Raw genomic sequence first — 15,854 nt, 5'->3', positions numbered from 1 at the left:
TATGCTGAAAATAAAAATCAAAACACCTAATAAGATCGCATTACACCTCCCAGTCCCTTACACACTTTTAAAAACTGCCAGTTCCATTCTTGCTTCTAAAAGATTCAGGAACCAGATGCATAAATGGGCAAATCAAGACCTTGAACAAAGACATATCCCCTCCACGCTTTTCGATACTTTACTAAACAAGCAGTTGATGAATGAAATCATCCGCGAACTGTGCAAGCACAAAGGAACTGTGCTTGTTGATGCGAGATTGCATGATGGTACTGAGGTCATTGTAAAACTATAAAAGATAGAAACCCTGACTCCATCTGTTGCGGAGACAGGGTTTCTATCTATATCAGAACAATTTTTCGAAGCAAACATATAATTCATGTCCTTCTGGCTTTCCATTCATCATGACTCTTCCGGTAATTGTATACCCCCTTTTTTCATAAAAGGAGACCGCGCCCTCATTTCCGGAGTAGGTATCTAGCCGGAGCACACCATATCCGTGATCCTTCGCAAAGTCCTCTGCAAACTGCAGCATCTTACTTCCATACCCGCCACCCTGAGCAGATGGATCAACACAAAACGAATGGAGAATCAGCGGCTTTCCTTCTGTTTTAGACCAATTGGCATTCTCCCATTCCGGAGCCTGCCACTCATCAAGGACCATCACTCCAATGGCGTCCTCGCCTTTTTTCAAGATAAACAACTCTTCACCCTGCATCGCATTTTCGAAATACTCATGGTTAGGGTATTTTTCATCCCATTGTAAAATGCCTCTCGACTCAAGGTACTCTTTGCATTCCGCAAACATTGAGCCGATGACTGGCAAATCTTCTTCAGTTGCGCGTTCAATTTGTTCTAGAGCCATTATTTTTACTCCTTCACTGCCTCTATTCGCTGTCAGGCGTTATGTTAAAAAAGTTTGCACTTTTGTTCTTCTTCTTTTCTTCATTTTTCTTATCATCCATTTTCCCGTCGGATTCATAGCTCAATTTGAATTGATCATCCTTCTTTTTCATTCCTATTCCTCCTAAATTGAAATACTTACATGCTCGACCTCCGCTTGAATAGCTATCTAAGATTCGTTTTAGGACATTCCAGCCCAGCAATATTCGAGTCGCCCTTACTTAACAGTATTCTGTACCTTTTTTTACCTCTGAATGCATAAAAAGCACCGGTTCCTAAAGAAACCGATGCTTAACGTTAATACGCAAAGTGGTGATTGCCTATCTGTTTGGTCACTGTTCTCGTAAAAATCCATTGATCAGTCGCTAGCTTTGGATTGTAGTAATAAACGGATCCATATGAAGGATCCCATCCGAGAAAGGCATCCTTTACTGCCTGGTAAGCTGTATCGTTTGGCTGCAGATTGAACTGTCCATCATTTACTGCTGTAAAAGCATTCCTTTGAAATATGACATCATGAACTGTATCAGGAAATTCATTGGAATCTATCCTGTTTAAAATCACTGATGCCACTGCAACCTGTCCCTGGTAACTCTCACCCCGGGATTCACCATAAACAACATGAGCCATCATCTCGATTTCCCGAATAAGCTGCGTTGTCTTCGGGCCAACGCCTCCAATCGGTTCAAGTCCAAAATCTCTTTGAAGTTGCTTCACTGCTTCAGTAGTGATTGGCCCATAGTATCCGGTTGTCTGGGTATTAAAATAGCCGAGTTTCTTCAAAATGGATTGAACATATGTAACATCTGATCCAACTGACCCCATTCCAATACTTGCTGCCTGAGCTCCTGGCTGCCCAAAACCAAGAATAGCAAAAATGACGGATGCTGCTGCCAGACTCTTTATGTACTTCTTCAAACTCTCCACTCCCATTTCCATTTAACTTGTATGTATGATCATTTCCAGTGGACTAACCAAATGCACCTCCTTTTTCATATCCATATACATTTCCCTGTTGTGCAAATGTAAAAACTCGTACAAAAGAATGGAAATAGTTACTGGTACAAATTTCATAGTCCCGTATCTTTTTTCATTAAATGATCGTTATTAGATTAAATTGTAAAAAATATTTAGCTTTACGAAGGTTTATAATTATCGGATAATTATGGAGTAGTAAAAAATAATCGAAACCGAGAGGCAAAGGAAATGTGGAGAAATAAGAATGTCTGGATTTTATTGACCGGAGAGTTTACAGCCGGGTTAGGACTATGGCTTGGAATCATTGGAAACCTTGAGTTTATGCAGGAACAAATTCCTTCTGACTTTTTAAAATCACTGTTGCTTGCTGCTGGATTACTGGCTGGGATTGCAGTTGGACCTCTTGCAGGAAGATTGACAGACCAATACAGCAAAAAGACTGTCATGCTGATATCAGGTTTCGTACGAATCATCAGTGTCGTTTTTATGCTGATTGCCATTCAAACCAGTTCAGTATGGTGGATGCTTGTGTTCCTTGTGTTATTGCAAATATCTGCCGCTTTCTACTTTCCGGCACTCCAGGCAGCAATCCCGCTTGTCGTTAGTGAGAAGGACTTATTGCAGCTGAATGGGGTTCATATGAATGTGTCCACGTTGTCTCGTATCATTGGGACTGCCGCTGCAGGAATTTTACTTGTGGCCATTCCATTGAATGCTGTGTATCTCCTTTCGATGGCTGCCTACATCGTCCTATTCGGATTGACCTGGTTTTTACAGTTTGATGAAAACAAAAAGGCCTCTGCAGTCAAAGATGGCCAGCAAAAACAAGGATTCAAAGACGTTTTCCCTATCATCGTCAAGCTGCCGATTGTGATGATGACCTTGATTTTGACCTTGATTCCGCTTATTTTCCTGGGAGGCTTCAACCTGGTTGTCATTAATATAAGTGAGTTGCAGGACAGTACTGCCATCAAAGGCTGGATTTATACCGCCGAAGGTCTCGCCTTCATGAGCGGCGCGTTTATGATCAAACGTATCAGCTATAAATTTTCACCATATAAAATTTTGTTTGCAAGCTCGATGCTGATCGGCTTCTCCCAGCTGATGCTCTATTTTGCCAATCAGCCAGTTCTTACGATCATCGCCTTTCTGCTATTCGGATTTTCAGTAGGCTGCTTCTTCCCGACAGCCGCTACGATTTTCCAGACGAGAGTGCCAAAAGACTATCATGGCCGTTTTTTCTCGTTCCGGAATATGATGGACCGCGTCTTCTTTCAGGTCGTCCTGTTAATGACCGGATTCCTTCTCGATGCAGTCGGACTCCAGAATATGAGCGTCATGTTCGGTGCATTGTCAATCGTGATGACGGCAATCTTTTTCATAAGATCACGTAATTTAAGAGCAAGCGCGGAAACCGAGCAAAGCGCAAGGTCGTAAACCATTGTAAAAGCTGCCACTTGAAACTGGCAGCTTTTATTTACAGCATAAAAAGAGTTAGTAAGGCAGGAAATGCAGCCTATTACTTTTATGACGGACACTTTTCTCCTCAAATAACGATTCCTGTCCATCATCAGGGGTATGACGGACGCTTTTCTCCTTAAATCACTAATTTCTGTCCGTCATCAGGGGTATGACGGACACTTTTCTCCTCAAATATCGAATTTCTGTCCGTCATCAGGGGTATGACGGACACTTTTCTCCTCAAATCAACGAATTTTTGTCCGTCATCGGGGGTATGACGGACACTTTTCTCCTCAAATATCGAATTTTTGTCCGTCATCAGGGGTATGACGGACACTTTTCTCCTCAAATATCGAATTTCTGTCCGTCATCAGGGGTATGACGGACACTCTCCTGCTAAATTCCCTTGTTTTTGTCCGTCAGTGAAACTTGTGTTCCAAGCAATCCGTATTATTTAATAAGAAAATGTTCTAGGGGTGACACAAATGACGTTTTTTATCGGAATCCAGCTTTTTATGATCGCTTTGTTCCTGTTCTTCGGATGGGCGATTGTGAAAAAGGAATGGTACTGGCTAATTTCTAATTTCAATGGTAAACCGAAGGATGAGCAGCAGAAATTAATCAATAATGGTTATCCACAACGAGTCGGAAAGCTGATGAGTGCCACTGCAGCAGGAATGATCATTCTTCTGCCTTTAAGTTTCACATCTTTCCAATACTCCATCGAGGTCCAGTTCGGTTTCATGATGATATTCCTTCTCGGCGGTCTCATTTATCTTTCCAAATATGAAATTAAAGAGAAGCGAAGGCGGAGTTATATCTTTAGTACGCTCCTCGCCATTGGAACTATTGGGTTTATAGTGGCCCTTTTCTTTGTAGGGTACCAGGACTTTGAATTGAAGGACTATGAGGATTCTTTTGAAATCACGGGTATGTATGGGGGAGAATGGGACTATACAGAAATTCGTCGTGTTGAACTTTTAGATGAGATGCCAGAAGTGACATGGAAACAAAATGGATTCGGTCTTGCCACGTTGGCTAAGGGTCATTTCAAAGTAACGGATTACGGAAGCAGCCTGCTTTTCATCCATAAAGACTCTCAACCATATTTATATATCGAAACGGACAATGACAAGATTTTCATCAATAGTAAGAATCGAGATGAAACCGAGGAATGGTATGATATTCTTTCTAAAAGAACCAAGTAAGGGTGTCCCGTCGAAAACTAACGGGTTTGGTTTTGAAGTACAAAACTTGAATTAACTGAGCTTTTTGCACGGTAAATTGCAGTTGAATTAGCCGACACTTTAGCAGTAAAACAGAACACAAAAAAGCTCGGAGCAATTAAGCTCCGAGCCTACTTTATAGTAGCACTTTGTTGAAGATTAGCACCCTTTAGTTGAAAAGCCTTGTCTACTCTATCTCCATATAAAAGGTGTGTATTCAATAATTTCCCATTTTAATTCTTCTTCCACTAACAGCATATTAATCGGATTGACCTGCGGATTAGTAGTCAAATATCGTACAGAACCAATCATTATGCTATTTGGACCAAAACCTACTTCATATGAATCTTTATCGGTTTTTATTACTAAAGTGGTTAGAATTGGAGGCAATTTCCGTGTGTTAATCTCTTTCAATTTTATTTGTTGATTTAAAATATTGTTAGTCAATTTCCGATCGTTTATTGTAGTTGAAGCAGTTTTTGTCACAAGTGGTATTTGACTATAAATTGTTATCTGTTCTACCTTTTCATTTTCATTAATTAAATTTGCTATAACTTCTTCATATGTTGTTTTCTTCGATTGTTCATATAAAAAGTAACCTACTAGAAGAATAATAATGATTAAACTGTTAGCCACAATAGTATTCTTTTTCATATCAAGCCCCCCCTTTTAGAAAATTGTGTCTTCTTCAACTCTTCTGCCCCTTTACTTGAACAAGGGCGGTTGCGTATCCAGCAATCACTCCCGTAACACAACAAAAGGCTATACTATTTAGAACCCCTTATGACTTTAAAAGAATAGCTGGATAAAATAAATGAAGATACTATTAAAATTGGTGCTACTACAAAAATTCCTAAGAGGTCAGTTTTGTAATTCCACGGAACAAAGGCTTCCCATAATTCACCTGTAACTTTCCATAAAACGATAAAAATAAAAATTGTGAAACCAAAATAAATTATTTTCTCTAATACTTGGTTCATCTTGTCCCCCCTCTAAAACTACCAAAATAGTTCTTCAACATTACTGCCCCTTATGTTGAATAAGCCCTTCTTTAATTTTAACATTAATATCCAAAAACCTGGTTCCCATTTTTAACACACTAATTTGGAAAGCAATTAGCGTACGAATTAGCACTATGACAATAACTTATTTCACCTTGCTAAAAGGGGTGTGAACTCGGGTGCTTAAACACCTTTAAAGGAATATAAGACCTTGAATTATAAACAAAAAGATGCAGTCCAACTCAGGTGCGAATTGGACTGCTGATTTGTGTGCGAATTATGTTTTTGTACTCAAAAACAAGACCCGTTTGTCAAAAAACGGGCACCCTTTTTTTATATCTAATCTATTTGATGAGTCTCGCGTGATTCCCCAGCAACTACCATACATCCTTCCGATGGGAAACTCCACCTGCGATTAGGAGTTCCAGTTATTGGAATGATGAATTCAAGTTGACTTGTTTGACTTAAATACTTACTAATAGTAACCTGAATATCGCTTACTAAAAGTAACTACAACTTTGGAGGAATAGATATGAACACATCTGAGCTAAGCCTGACCACGGTCATCCGTGAACGGCGTTCTGTCAGAAAATACGACCCTACCGTCAAGATCTCACAAGAAGAGATTTTAGATATTTTAAAAGAAGCTGCCCTGGCACCTTCTTCTAGCAATCTCCAGCCATGGAAGTTCCTCGTCATCCAGGATGAGGAAACAAAAAAAGAACTAAGAATGATCGCCAATAATCAAGAGCAAGTGGAAACTTCTTCAGCCGTTATTGCGGTTCTAGGCGATCGGGAAATGTACCGAAATGGCGAAAAAGTATACCGCAGTTCATATGAAGCTGGGTATATGGACGAAACAACTATGAGCAGAATGATTGAAAACACCAATAAATTATACCCTTCTGCACCGGTTGCTATCAGGGAAAACATCGCGTCTTTCGATGCCGGACTGATTTCGATGCAGCTTATGCTGATTGCCAGAGCACGAGGTTATGATACTGTGCCAATGGGCGGATTCAACAAACAGCAATTCATCGAGAAATTCAACCTTGATGACCGCTACATGCCAGTCCTGCTGCTGGCTCTTGGAAAAGCTGCTCAGCCAGGACATCCCACGACTCGTATTCCGGTCGAGGAAATTGTGGAATTTATATAAGAACATAGAAAAGAACTAGTCCAAGGACTAGTTCTTTTGATTAGGAATTTCACAGCCATCATCATCACAAATCATGCTGTCATCATTGTTCAAAATGGTGATTTGATTTTCGGCAATGACTTTTTTCAGCGACTGGACAATGACATCAGTCGGCTGTGCGCCTGAAATGGCATACTTCTTATTGATCAGGAAGAATGGCACACCTGTGATGCCATACTGCTGGCCAGTGCTTTCATCAGCACGGACTTCATCGGACATATCATCGCTGGCAAGCATTTCCTCTACTGCTCCACGATTCAGTCCGACTTCTACGGCCAAATCCGTCAATGTTTCATGGTCCCCAATATGTTTCGATTCGGTAAAATAGGCACGTAAAATTCTTTCGGTCATCTCTGCCATCAATCCATGCCTTTTCGCAAACATCGTCAAACGGTGAGCATCAAATGTATTGGTTAAAATAAGTGTGTCCATATTATATTCCAGGCCGGCTTCCCTGGCCATTTGCACCATATTAGCCGTGCTCGCTTTCGCCTGGGCTACACTCATTCCATATTTCTTTGCTAAACCTTCATATATATTATACTCGATATCCCGTTCCATATTTGGATCAAGTTCGAAGCAACGATAAGTCACTTCAATTGGGTGATCAATCTGTTTAATAGCGTCATCCAGACGCCTTTTGCCAATATAGCAGAACGGTCAAGCAAAGTCAGTCCACATTTCAATCTGCATTATGGATCCCTCCAGTTGGTTATTTCACACTATAGTATAGGTGTTAACCTGGTAAAATACACGAGATTCGACTCGGGGAGTGCAGGCTCACTGATGCAGATAGTGCCTAACTATTCAATTTCATAAACCAGCCAGTCTGACTGCCTTCCCCCCATTTTACTGTAAAGACCTTGAGCAACAAAGTTATCCTTGGCCGTTTCCCATGTCATATAAGCGAAATTATTTTCCCTGATATGTGCGAGGCATTTTGCAAAAAGCTGCTCGCCTGCCTTTTGGCCTCTTGCATCGGCTGAAACGAATAAGTCATTCAAAATAGCCGCCCGTTTTACCTGGAGAGTGCTGAAAGTATAATACAGGGTTGCAAATCCCACAATTTCTCCTTGGTTTTCAGCCACGAACTGCAAACCCGAGTCAGGATGGTCCTGCAAGTGTAGAATCAAATTTTTCAATTCTGCTTCATTTGGTTCTGGCTTCTTGTAAAAATCAACAATGTATTGGGTCATTAATTCGTATAACTTTGGAATGTCTCGTTCCTCTGCAGGTCGTATAGTCAGCTCTTTCATGCCCTCGCCTCCGGAAATATATTCTTCTCAAGCTCTACAGCCTCTTTTACAATGCACAGTTTATTCTGATGGGCGCCAAGAATAGTCAGGATTTCCTGTCTGCTCTTCACCTCAAAATACCTGTTCCAAACAAACATCTTCCGGAATATTTTTAAAGTCGGAGCGTAATTAGCCTTTTCTAATCCGAGCTTTTGCATGATGAATCTTCTGACGATCCTGTATTTTCTTTTTCGATAGGAAAGGTCCAAGAAAATGATCATATCTGCCTCTTCAAAGCTCTCCGCAACCCACTCGTAATGGACACCTTCGATTATCCACGAATCAGTATTAACGATTGACTTCAAATATTCATCTCGTTCCTCTTCACTCCGCCTAATATCCCCCGTATCGGTTCTTTTCCAGACAACATTGTCAAGTTCATGGTGCGGCAAGTTGAGTCTGGCTGACAGACTTCTGGCCAGGGTCGTCTTCCCGCTTCCGACAGAACCAATGATATGGATTTTGTTAGGTTTAATTTTTGTCATAAAACATCATCACTTTTTCTATATTTAAACTTCAAATTCTCTTCCTTTTTGGTATTTCCTCTTTTTTTCGCAAAATAAAAAAGCTGCCTGGGCAGCTTTTCGAATTTATGCATTTTGCAGAGTCTGGATCTCTTTGAATGCCTGATGAAGATTTGATTTTACCATTATACCTTCGAGGTTGAGTCCAAGGGTCACCATTGTATGGGCAACCTCTGGACGGATGCCGGTCATGATGGTCTTTACGCCAACTAGTGATAGGGCGCTGATTACCTTGAACAGCTGGTCCGCAACCATTGTATCTACGATCATGACTCCGGACACATCAAAGATAAGGTGAGTAAGCTTGAGTTTTACAGCCTGGTCCAGTGTTTCTTCCATCAACAGCTGAGCCCTTTCAGTATCGACGTTCCCAACAAGAGGCAATACTCCGACTCCAGGCATTAACGGAACGACTGGTACTGACAGTTCCAGCAATGCAGTTTTTGCGTTTTCAAGGCTCTTTTGGTGCGCGTCGACAAACGTAAGGCTGAAGCTGTAGATAGCATGGTCCATCAATGGATCTATGATATCCAAAACACCAAAGATGGCAGAAGCAGGCATATCCTTTGCTTCTTCTTTGATTGCCTTCCAAATATGCTCACGGTAATAGCTTGTATCTTTAAGTGCTTCATCAAGAGATGCGCCCAGCTTATAGATATACTCACCAGTTTCTTTACCCCAGTTTGTTATTTTAGCAAATACCTTTTCTTGATCTTCATTCTCAATCAATGCTTGACCGAATAATTCAATGAAGTCCGCCCGGATCTCGAGGATTTGCTGTTCAATTTTACCAAGGTCATACTTCTGGGCTTCTGTTAAAACGGAATCAGCATACCTGTCTTCGTGGACAGCTTTGGCGATTTCGTGCTTCCTGCTGACAATTGCTTCTCCTAAAGCTTGCAGTTCTGTGGTCATGTAGATTCCTCCATGTGTTCAATGACAATTTTATATATATTTCTACGGATTATATTCCAAAATACATTCTTATAAACCATCATAACGCAGATTCAGAATGCAGGACAAGTTTTTGCACTTATGGACGTTCACCGAATCTGATTTCCGAGACGAGTAAATCAGTTTCTTTTCGCCTCATCTAGCTTTCAATTGTAATATTATGTACAAACAAGGACTGCAGCCATTCAGGTTTAGTTGATTGATGGCAGCAGTCCTCTTTTATAAAAGTATGCAATTACATTCATCGCAGGTTCTGGCATTTTTTTCGGGAAGCGTTCATGCCTGTAATATTTATAAAAAGCGCTTTTTAGGTCCTCCCACTGAGAACATGTTTTCGTCTGCCGGAATCGAGCTACATCTATAAGCTTGACTTCATCATTAGGAGTGATGATGATATTCCGCAGATGTATATCAGACGGGTTCAAGCCTTTTTCTCTTGCAAGCTTAAGGGCTTCATCGACATCCTCAATATGGCCAGCGGCAATCGGCATGCCATTTACCAAACATTGATAAAGCGTCATGCCCCGAACATAATCCATGACCAGATAATTGCTTCCCGACTCATGAAGAGAAGGGAAGAATGGATTTCCAGCAAGCTCCTTATAAATCCCCGCCTCTTCTGCTGCCACCTTTTCAAATTGCGGAAAGAAAACCTTTAAAACAAGATTTGTACCGTCAATTCGGAACGCGAAAGCACTTCTTCCCTCTCCAACCAGCTTTAGTGATGGATCTTTATGAATCAAAGCTGCTTTTAATCCTCGAGTTGAATAAACTACACTATCTGCCAGATGTTTATATTGATTCATTCTTCCGCTCCTCTCACCGTGGTCCCGAAAGGCGGGGTCTGGTTTTTCCATACGCACAGATTCCACAGTTCAGCCCTTCACCACCTTGATCATGTCTTCGTCCCAGCTTTCAACTCCCTGTTTGAAGACCAGCTTTGTTTTAAAATGATAAGAGATATCCTTGCTTGAAGGAGGTACATCCGCTGGCAGCAGGAAACTGAACGGCACCATATCATCTCCATCTGGCTGAATCCTCAACTTTACATCGATTGATACAGTATCCAGTACGTTTTCTGCTTCAGTCTTCAAATTTACCATGACAAGGGCACACTCAATGAGCTGCAGGTCCTGATCAACCGTACCACCCTTGATCATAAACTTTCCATTCACCGAATCCCCAGGCTTTAAAACATCCTTTTCCAGAATCAGGTCAATCTGGGCGGACCCTACTCCCAGCAAAGACATATACTTCCGTAATAACATCGTGTTCCTCCGTCTATTAACTATTTTGGATTGGTGTATTTGTCATCAAGCCGCTTCTCGATGATCTCGATCCGCTTTTGGTCTGCTAATAATTCTTCTTTGTTCTTTTTTACAAGTTCATCAAAACTAAGCTGTAATTTCTTCACAACATCCACACTCCAATATTTAAATTTATGTTTCTAGGTAAGAAAATGTCTCTGGAAAAGTATTTTTAGCCAGCATTTATTTGTTCCATATAAATCCGCCTGCTTCTTCGGGAATGTGATTCTGTGAGATTTTGGTCGTAAGCTCATTTTGCTCTTGTACGGGGACATACCCCATCTTCCTGTGTACATTCTTCTTCAGTTTATCCAAAAAAGACCTCCACCCGCTCAGGTGAAGGTCTTAAAAACAAATAAAGACCTTCACCAAATATGGCAAAGGTCTTGCTAACAACGATCGTTGCCAACAAAGCCGGGAGTGATCTCCGTAATGACGACTCTGTTGTGAAAGCTACTCCCCTTTAGGAGAAACTATTCAAATGTATACGATTATGATACATGACAGTGTGCATTCCGTCAATTCATTGGAAATTGAACTGGCAGGTGAATTCTCTAATTTAACATAGATTAGTTTTACTTACCGTTGTTTTTTCCATTACCCTTGTTAGAATTCTCATCACTGTCATCTTCTTGCTCTTCATTGCCTTCGTCTTGTTGTTTTTCTTTATTTTTCTTGCCTTCTACCTGTTTTCCTTCTTCTTCTTTTTTGGATTCTTCACGCTTTTTTTCTTCAGCTTTTCTGGATGTTTCCTTTTGTTGCTCTTCAGCTTTTTTAGCTGCTTCTTTTTGTTTTTCTTCAGCTTTTTTTGCAGCCTCAAGTCGTTGTTGTTCTGATTTTTCCGCGGCTAAACGTTGTTGTTCTTCTGCTTTTTTCGCAGCTTTTGACTTTTGCTCTTCACCCTTCGTCACACTTTGTGCTGAAGCAGCACTTGCCTGCTGGACGGTGGATTGTTCAGAGGCTGTCTCTTCACTTTCAGCTACATCGATAGCTTCAGTTTCATCGACTTGCTGTTCGGCTTCTTCTGTGCTGCTCTCTTCTTCTGATTCCTCGATGTTTTCATCAGTTTCCGATTCTGTTTCAGAAGCCTGTTTTTTGCCTGATGCGAGGCCTTTCATTTGCGATGGATGAACACCAAGCTGCTTTGCCGCCTGTCCGAATCCAATCTTTTCTTCTGTATATAAAGCAGTGATTTCTTCTACTGTTTTGCCAGCCGCTTCTGCCAGCCAGAAGATTTGAGCGATTTGGCCATATCCCAACTCCTGTTCACGCAGCTGGGAAACCAGTTCCTGGTCCAAATCCTTTACTACGTTAGCAACGATCTTCGCTTGTTCTGTTGCTTCCTCAACCTCTTCCATCAGCTCATCTTCCAGGTCTTCGGTCAACTCATCTTCAACTTCAGAAACGTTTTCCAGCTCTTCCGTCAGTTCATCTTCACCTTCAGAATCAGTGACATCTTCAACAATTACTTCAGTAACCTTCTCTTCTGCTGCCTCAAGAGCCTCTAAATATTCTTCAAAAGCTTGTTGTACGAATTCTGTTTTTTCCTCTTCTGACATCGCTGTCGCTTCAGCCAATCTCTCGTTCGCGAATTCCAGGAGAAGCTGGGCTTCTTTTTCATCATCGAAGGTTACTAGTAGCTTCAATTCCTCAAATAATTGATCAAACGTAAATAAAAATTCGTCAGGAGTCGTTCCCGGATCTACCGTTTCAATTATCTCATCTGCAGAGACTCCCGTACCAAAAGCTAACACTCCGGACAAAATTGTTGATGCTAAAAGCTTCTTCATTCCAATACCTCCGCTTATTACTATATTGGAATTAAAATCGACAAAAAAAGTGCTGTCCGAAGAGCAGCACATACATTAGCTATGTGAATCTTCGGCAACTGGCTGGCATAGTTCATGACTTTAGCCCCTGTAGCTTTGCGCCCCCAGATTTCCCTGGGTTTGCCATTATCGGATTTTAATTCTACTTTAATCTTACTTTTTCGACAGACAAAAATAAATAGAAATGTTAAGAAAAGACTATAATTCAAAGTATTTAGGTAATTATACCTATCTACTTGGCTTCCTCGCCGAACTTCCCTTCCTGATAATCACGGTAAGCCTGGCGAATCTCCTCCATCGAATTCATCACAAACGGTCCGTAGGCCACCACTTCCTCGTTGATTGGCTTCCCGGAATATACCAATACTCTTGATCGCTTGTTCGCTTTCAGCATTAGTCCGCTTGCTCCTTCGCCTCCGTCATTAAAAGTCAAAGTCGCTGCGGAAGATTTTTTGAGGTTTGTCTGGCTTGAGCCGGCATCGATTTCACCAGATAGAATATATAAGAAAGCGTTATGTGATTCCGGCAATTCATATGTGAAGTTAGCTCCCTCAGCCAGCTGAATTTCTGATAAGGTAAAAGGCACTAATGGCTCGAGAGGCCCTTTCACTCCAGCAGTTTCTCCTGAATACACCTTTAAAGTTCCGCCTTCAAACTGGACAACAGGTGCATTTTCGGAATATACGTTTTGATAAGAAGTGGTTGTGCCTTTCAACTGCTTAGGCAGGTTCAGCCAGAGCTGCAGTGTATGTGCTATATCATTGTCCACTGCCTCTTCAGCATGCCGCGCACCGCTACCGGCGTTCATGTACTGGATATCACCAGATTCAAGGATACTGTGACCACCATGGTTGTCAATGTGCTCAAGCCTTCCGTCAATGATATATGTGATTGTCTGGAAACCGCGATGCGGGTGATCGGAAAACGTCCCGCGCTTAAACCAGTCCTCCGCCATTAAAATGAAAGGATCCAACTCCCTCCAGTTTTGCGGATTAAGTACAAGTCCTGCCTGGACGTGCGGCATCCCTCTCTCTTCATATTGAACGGTCCAATGGTTCTTGATCTCTCTATTAAACATTTGCATAACCCCTTTATCTAAAGTAGCCTAAGTTCTTATCACCAAATTATAACAATCCTATGATATATTTTAAAATAAAGATACTTTAAACTGAGAGATATAGATGTGCATGACTGATTTACTTCAATTCCAATCCAGCAGAATGACCGATATCCCAGGGGGCAGGCGAAATTATATGAACATAAATCAAGATTTCAATTGGGTAGGAAACGAGGAAAGTTTTGTGGACCAGCCAAGTATAGTTCAACTCGGTAGTATTGTCATTGGCCGGTACGGAGGGAATTCAAGTGCAGGCCAATACAAAAATGAGGATGGCTGCCTCGTCATGTCAGATTCTGAACAGGATTGGGAGTTTGTGATTCTTTTAGATGCCCACACTAGTGCCGAAAGTGCTGAACTGATTGTTGAAGCCTTCAGGCAACAAAAGAGTAAAATACGAGATTTCCTCTCCCTATCTATAAATGAAGCTTTTCGAAGTTTGGAACGTTTTATCCTTAACCTTTTTCAAGGTAAGGAGTTTTTAGAGGATTGCCAGAGAGTTAAAGGAGAAACTGCCTGCTTGATCGTCGCCAGGAAAAGCAAGTACTGCTGGTGGTTTTCTGTCGGCGACTGCCTGTTCTACTTGCACCATCCCGAACTTGCCTCGCTTGGACAATATCAAGTGAACCAGCGCCATTTTTATGAATGGATTGGTCAGGTAAATACATTTAGTCAAGCCGTCCCTTGCTTCAGCAGCGGAACAAAGGAATTACGAAAAGGCGTCAATCATCTCGTCATGACAACGGATGGCCTGGTTGAGTGCCCAGGGGAGCCATACATAGACCCAAAAGCTATTTTTAATGAGTTCTCTCTTTCGTCCAACCAAGATGGAGTAAGAAAACTGCTTAAAAGAATTCAAGATCACAATGTACGTGATAGCACAACCATCCTATCCTGGATGGTGGTCAGCGACAAAGAAGCGACAGTACCAAGTGAATAAGAACTGAAATGACGCCCAGATGAATCTGTTTGGGCGTGTTTTGTTTCTTAAGTTTTCTAGCGACCCGAAATTTATAGCGGTCCTCCAACTATTATTCTAAAAAAGTATATTGTGAGAAGGCCTTTTATCCTATATAATACGCGGAATTGCACATTTGTGAAGCCAAATGGCTGGATGACGGCAGAAACGGCAATATATAAAGCAGCCAGAATCCCGTTCCGGACAATCATTCTCGTATTCATTTTTCATCTCTCCTAGTTTTTTTACGTGGGATGGTTACGAACCACGTTATTTAAAAGCCAGTTTTATGGAATCGTATTGGGTGTATTTTTAACAAATCTGCTCTTTTCGCCAATGGTCGCATACGACCTGGTCTTTGGAGTCGGCCAGTCTGTGATATCTTTGCTGATTACTATTTTCACTGCAAAATATATTAAAAGGATCATCGGCCGCATGATCGTGAATACATTGGTCTTCACCTTCACGATGTTCTTGATTGCAATTGAACTGAACCTTGCATTCCAATTGCCATTCTGGTTCACATGGCTGACAACGGCTGCAGGTGAATTTACGGTAATGGCTGTAGGTATCCCTGTTATGCTTGCGATTCACAAGCGTGTAAATCTTGAGAAATTGGTTTAGATTGATGAAAACGCATGGAGAGTAATCCATGCGTTTTTTTATGCATTAAACCTGAAGGCTGCCTATAAACTTCAACAGAAACTCCCTATCTTCTTTGAAGCCAAAATCTGATTTACTCATCTCACTTACCTTTTTCCAGGCAATTTTATGGATCAGTCCATCAGGGTCCTGAATCCGGATTTCTCCTCCTTTTATTTTTATCTCGAAGTACTGGACCTTGACTTTCACTCCGGAAATGACGCCAGTTTTCACAAAAAGCTGACGGACGATTTCCGCTTCATATCCGGTCTCCTCCAGCACCTCCCTGATGCAGCACTGCTCGAAAGTCTCTCCGTTTTCCTTACCGCCTGCTGGTACTGCCCATAGTTTTTCTTCATCCTCTTTCCCCTGCAGGACCATCAGAATTTTCCCGTGTTCGTTTATGCATACACCAGCTGACCCTTCCCATAATTCCATACCTGCTTCTCCTACTTTCCAAAGTA

At 41.5% G+C, this 15,854-nt stretch carries 21 protein-coding genes, 2 pseudogenes and 2 riboswitches; of the genes and pseudogenes, 6 read left to right on the top strand and 17 right to left on the bottom strand.

From position 1 onward, the window contains the following. Position 1: 1 nt before the first annotated feature. Entirely contained in the window at positions 2 to 292 is a 291-nt protein-coding gene (locus AC0VX7_RS04950) for a hypothetical protein (protein WP_475426936.1), read from the top strand. A 51-nt stretch (positions 293 to 343) separates the two neighbouring features. Here AC0VX7_RS04950 and AC0VX7_RS04945 read toward each other — a convergent pair whose 3' ends face one another. The 3 genes from AC0VX7_RS04945 to AC0VX7_RS04935 form a co-directional block, all read right to left on the bottom strand. Further along, the gene (locus AC0VX7_RS04945; RefSeq protein WP_475426935.1) at positions 344 to 862 is read right to left on the bottom strand and encodes a GNAT family N-acetyltransferase; all 519 of its coding nucleotides are present in this window, start codon (positions 860 to 862) and stop codon (positions 344 to 346) included. 22 nt (positions 863 to 884) lie between these two features. Further along, positions 885 to 1,013 (bottom strand): hypothetical protein, encoded by a 129-nt coding sequence (locus AC0VX7_RS04940; protein WP_475426934.1) that lies wholly within the window; start codon positions 1,011 to 1,013, stop codon positions 885 to 887. Between the two features lie 184 nt (positions 1,014 to 1,197). After that, on the bottom strand, positions 1,198 to 1,833 hold the full coding sequence (locus AC0VX7_RS04935) for a cell wall hydrolase (protein ID WP_475426933.1): 636 nt from the start codon (positions 1,831 to 1,833) through the stop codon (positions 1,198 to 1,200). Between the two features lie 273 nt (positions 1,834 to 2,106). On the opposite strand from AC0VX7_RS04935, the gene AC0VX7_RS04930 reads away from it, so the two are divergent. Together AC0VX7_RS04930 and AC0VX7_RS04925 are read left to right on the top strand one after the other, a co-directional pair. Beyond that, positions 2,107 to 3,315: an MFS transporter gene (locus AC0VX7_RS04930; RefSeq protein WP_475426932.1), complete on the top strand. Its 1,209-nt coding sequence runs from the start codon at positions 2,107 to 2,109 to the stop codon at positions 3,313 to 3,315. A gap of 509 nt (positions 3,316 to 3,824) precedes the next feature. Then, positions 3,825 to 4,547 (top strand): DUF3784 domain-containing protein, encoded by a 723-nt coding sequence (locus tag AC0VX7_RS04925; RefSeq protein WP_475426931.1) that lies wholly within the window; start codon positions 3,825 to 3,827, stop codon positions 4,545 to 4,547. A 210-nt stretch (positions 4,548 to 4,757) separates the two neighbouring features. Here AC0VX7_RS04925 and AC0VX7_RS04920 read toward each other — a convergent pair whose 3' ends face one another. Together AC0VX7_RS04920 and AC0VX7_RS04915 are read right to left on the bottom strand one after the other, a co-directional pair. Further along, a complete protein-coding gene (locus AC0VX7_RS04920; RefSeq protein WP_475426930.1) occupies positions 4,758 to 5,219 on the bottom strand; it encodes a hypothetical protein in 462 nt (153 codons plus the stop codon). A 113-nt stretch (positions 5,220 to 5,332) separates the two neighbouring features. After that, on the bottom strand, positions 5,333 to 5,545 hold the full coding sequence (locus tag AC0VX7_RS04915) for a hypothetical protein (protein ID WP_475426929.1): 213 nt from the start codon (positions 5,543 to 5,545) through the stop codon (positions 5,333 to 5,335). 553 nt (positions 5,546 to 6,098) lie between these two features. Between AC0VX7_RS04915 and AC0VX7_RS04910 the strand changes: the two genes are divergently transcribed. Next, a complete protein-coding gene (locus AC0VX7_RS04910; protein ID WP_475426928.1) occupies positions 6,099 to 6,725 on the top strand; it encodes a nitroreductase family protein in 627 nt (208 codons plus the stop codon). Between the two features lie 27 nt (positions 6,726 to 6,752). On the opposite strand, the gene AC0VX7_RS04905 is transcribed toward AC0VX7_RS04910, so the two are convergent. The 10 genes from AC0VX7_RS04905 to AC0VX7_RS04860 form a co-directional block, all read right to left on the bottom strand. Further along, entirely contained in the window at positions 6,753 to 7,412 is a 660-nt protein-coding gene (locus AC0VX7_RS04905; protein ID WP_475428083.1) for a DsbA family oxidoreductase, read from the bottom strand. Between the two features lie 155 nt (positions 7,413 to 7,567). Further along, a complete protein-coding gene (locus AC0VX7_RS04900) occupies positions 7,568 to 8,020 on the bottom strand; it encodes an N-acetyltransferase family protein (protein ID WP_475426927.1) in 453 nt (150 codons plus the stop codon). Next, positions 8,017 to 8,544, bottom strand: coding sequence for an AAA family ATPase (locus AC0VX7_RS04895; RefSeq protein ID WP_475426926.1), 528 nt, complete (start codon positions 8,542 to 8,544; stop codon positions 8,017 to 8,019). Before AC0VX7_RS04895 ends, AC0VX7_RS04900 begins: the two co-directional genes overlap by 4 nt. 105 nt (positions 8,545 to 8,649) lie before the next feature. Continuing rightward, positions 8,650 to 9,498, bottom strand: coding sequence for an STAS domain-containing protein (locus tag AC0VX7_RS04890; RefSeq protein WP_475426925.1), 849 nt, complete (start codon positions 9,496 to 9,498; stop codon positions 8,650 to 8,652). Between the two features lie 230 nt (positions 9,499 to 9,728). Further along, on the bottom strand, positions 9,729 to 10,343 hold the full coding sequence (locus AC0VX7_RS04885; RefSeq protein ID WP_475426924.1) for a protein kinase family protein: 615 nt from the start codon (positions 10,341 to 10,343) through the stop codon (positions 9,729 to 9,731). 69 nt (positions 10,344 to 10,412) lie between these two features. Beyond that, positions 10,413 to 10,805, bottom strand: a complete 393-nt coding sequence (locus tag AC0VX7_RS04880; RefSeq protein ID WP_475426923.1) for a sporulation protein — start codon at positions 10,803 to 10,805, stop codon at positions 10,413 to 10,415. A gap of 20 nt (positions 10,806 to 10,825) precedes the next feature. Continuing rightward, positions 10,826 to 10,951 carry an FbpB family small basic protein gene (locus AC0VX7_RS04875; protein WP_475426922.1) on the bottom strand — a complete coding sequence of 42 codons (126 nt, stop codon included), beginning with the start codon at positions 10,949 to 10,951 and terminating at the stop codon, positions 10,826 to 10,828. Positions 10,952 to 11,027: 76 nt separating this feature from the next. Continuing rightward, positions 11,028 to 11,159, bottom strand: coding sequence for a hypothetical protein (locus tag AC0VX7_RS04870; protein WP_475426921.1), 132 nt, complete (start codon positions 11,157 to 11,159; stop codon positions 11,028 to 11,030). A 260-nt stretch (positions 11,160 to 11,419) separates the two neighbouring features. Beyond that, on the bottom strand, positions 11,420 to 12,634 hold the full coding sequence (locus tag AC0VX7_RS04865; RefSeq protein WP_475426920.1) for a DUF5667 domain-containing protein: 1,215 nt from the start codon (positions 12,632 to 12,634) through the stop codon (positions 11,420 to 11,422). A gap of 90 nt (positions 12,635 to 12,724) precedes the next feature. After that, positions 12,725 to 12,808: riboswitch (cyclic di-GMP riboswitch) on the bottom strand. A gap of 97 nt (positions 12,809 to 12,905) precedes the next feature. Beyond that, the gene (locus AC0VX7_RS04860; RefSeq protein WP_475426919.1) at positions 12,906 to 13,751 is read right to left on the bottom strand and encodes a pirin family protein; all 846 of its coding nucleotides are present in this window, start codon (positions 13,749 to 13,751) and stop codon (positions 12,906 to 12,908) included. A 175-nt stretch (positions 13,752 to 13,926) separates the two neighbouring features. On the opposite strand from AC0VX7_RS04860, the gene AC0VX7_RS04855 reads away from it, so the two are divergent. Next, positions 13,927 to 14,730, top strand: a complete 804-nt coding sequence (locus AC0VX7_RS04855; protein ID WP_475426918.1) for a protein phosphatase 2C domain-containing protein — start codon at positions 13,927 to 13,929, stop codon at positions 14,728 to 14,730. A gap of 137 nt (positions 14,731 to 14,867) precedes the next feature. Here AC0VX7_RS04855 and AC0VX7_RS04850 read toward each other — a convergent pair. Next, a pseudogene (locus tag AC0VX7_RS04850) lies at positions 14,868 to 14,972 on the bottom strand (QueT transporter family protein); the annotation flags it as partial. A gap of 6 nt (positions 14,973 to 14,978) precedes the next feature. Beyond that, positions 14,979 to 15,023: riboswitch (PreQ1 riboswitch) on the bottom strand. A gap of 1 nt (position 15,024) precedes the next feature. On the opposite strand from AC0VX7_RS04850, the pseudogene AC0VX7_RS04845 reads away from it, so the two are divergent. Beyond that, positions 15,025 to 15,372 (top strand): annotated as a pseudogene (locus tag AC0VX7_RS04845) (QueT transporter family protein); the annotation flags it as partial. Between the two features lie 45 nt (positions 15,373 to 15,417). On the opposite strand, the gene AC0VX7_RS04840 reads toward AC0VX7_RS04845, so the two are convergent. Then, positions 15,418 to 15,828, bottom strand: coding sequence for an NUDIX hydrolase (locus AC0VX7_RS04840; protein ID WP_475426917.1), 411 nt, complete (start codon positions 15,826 to 15,828; stop codon positions 15,418 to 15,420). Between the last annotated feature and the right edge of the window lie 26 nt (positions 15,829 to 15,854).

The organism is Mesobacillus sp. QJM3NY_10, assembly GCF_056173465.1.
The sequence above is the reverse complement of the archived record's forward strand: the minus strand, read 5'-3'. Positions and strand labels throughout refer to the sequence as shown.

Bases quoted from the DNA above. Each gene is read 5' to 3' on its own strand.
- AC0VX7_RS04945 (WP_475426935.1), bottom strand. From the start codon at position 862: ATGGCTCTAGAACAAATTGAACGCGCAACTGAAGAAGATTTGCCAGTC.
- AC0VX7_RS04840 (WP_475426917.1), bottom strand. From the start codon at position 15,828: ATGGAATTATGGGAAGGGTCAGCTGGTGTATGCATAAACGAACACGGG.
- AC0VX7_RS04895 (WP_475426926.1), bottom strand. From the start codon at position 8,544: ATGACAAAAATTAAACCTAACAAAATCCATATCATTGGTTCTGTCGGA.
- AC0VX7_RS04880 (WP_475426923.1), bottom strand. From the start codon at position 10,805: ATGTTATTACGGAAGTATATGTCTTTGCTGGGAGTAGGGTCCGCCCAG.
- AC0VX7_RS04925 (WP_475426931.1), top strand. From the start codon at position 3,825: ATGACGTTTTTTATCGGAATCCAGCTTTTTATGATCGCTTTGTTCCTG.
- AC0VX7_RS04900 (WP_475426927.1), bottom strand. From the start codon at position 8,020: ATGAAAGAGCTGACTATACGACCTGCAGAGGAACGAGACATTCCAAAG.
- AC0VX7_RS04920 (WP_475426930.1), bottom strand. From the start codon at position 5,219: ATGAAAAAGAATACTATTGTGGCTAACAGTTTAATCATTATTATTCTT.
- AC0VX7_RS04915 (WP_475426929.1), bottom strand. From the start codon at position 5,545: ATGAACCAAGTATTAGAGAAAATAATTTATTTTGGTTTCACAATTTTT.
- AC0VX7_RS04940 (WP_475426934.1), bottom strand. From the start codon at position 1,013: ATGAAAAAGAAGGATGATCAATTCAAATTGAGCTATGAATCCGACGGG.
- AC0VX7_RS04930 (WP_475426932.1), top strand. From the start codon at position 2,107: ATGTGGAGAAATAAGAATGTCTGGATTTTATTGACCGGAGAGTTTACA.
- AC0VX7_RS04885 (WP_475426924.1), bottom strand. From the start codon at position 10,343: ATGAATCAATATAAACATCTGGCAGATAGTGTAGTTTATTCAACTCGA.
- AC0VX7_RS04865 (WP_475426920.1), bottom strand. From the start codon at position 12,634: ATGAAGAAGCTTTTAGCATCAACAATTTTGTCCGGAGTGTTAGCTTTT.
- AC0VX7_RS04950 (WP_475426936.1), top strand. From the start codon at position 2: ATGCTGAAAATAAAAATCAAAACACCTAATAAGATCGCATTACACCTC.
- AC0VX7_RS04935 (WP_475426933.1), bottom strand. From the start codon at position 1,833: ATGGGAGTGGAGAGTTTGAAGAAGTACATAAAGAGTCTGGCAGCAGCA.
- AC0VX7_RS04910 (WP_475426928.1), top strand. From the start codon at position 6,099: ATGAACACATCTGAGCTAAGCCTGACCACGGTCATCCGTGAACGGCGT.
- AC0VX7_RS04855 (WP_475426918.1), top strand. From the start codon at position 13,927: ATGAACATAAATCAAGATTTCAATTGGGTAGGAAACGAGGAAAGTTTT.
- AC0VX7_RS04890 (WP_475426925.1), bottom strand. From the start codon at position 9,498: ATGACCACAGAACTGCAAGCTTTAGGAGAAGCAATTGTCAGCAGGAAG.
- AC0VX7_RS04860 (WP_475426919.1), bottom strand. From the start codon at position 13,751: ATGTTTAATAGAGAGATCAAGAACCATTGGACCGTTCAATATGAAGAG.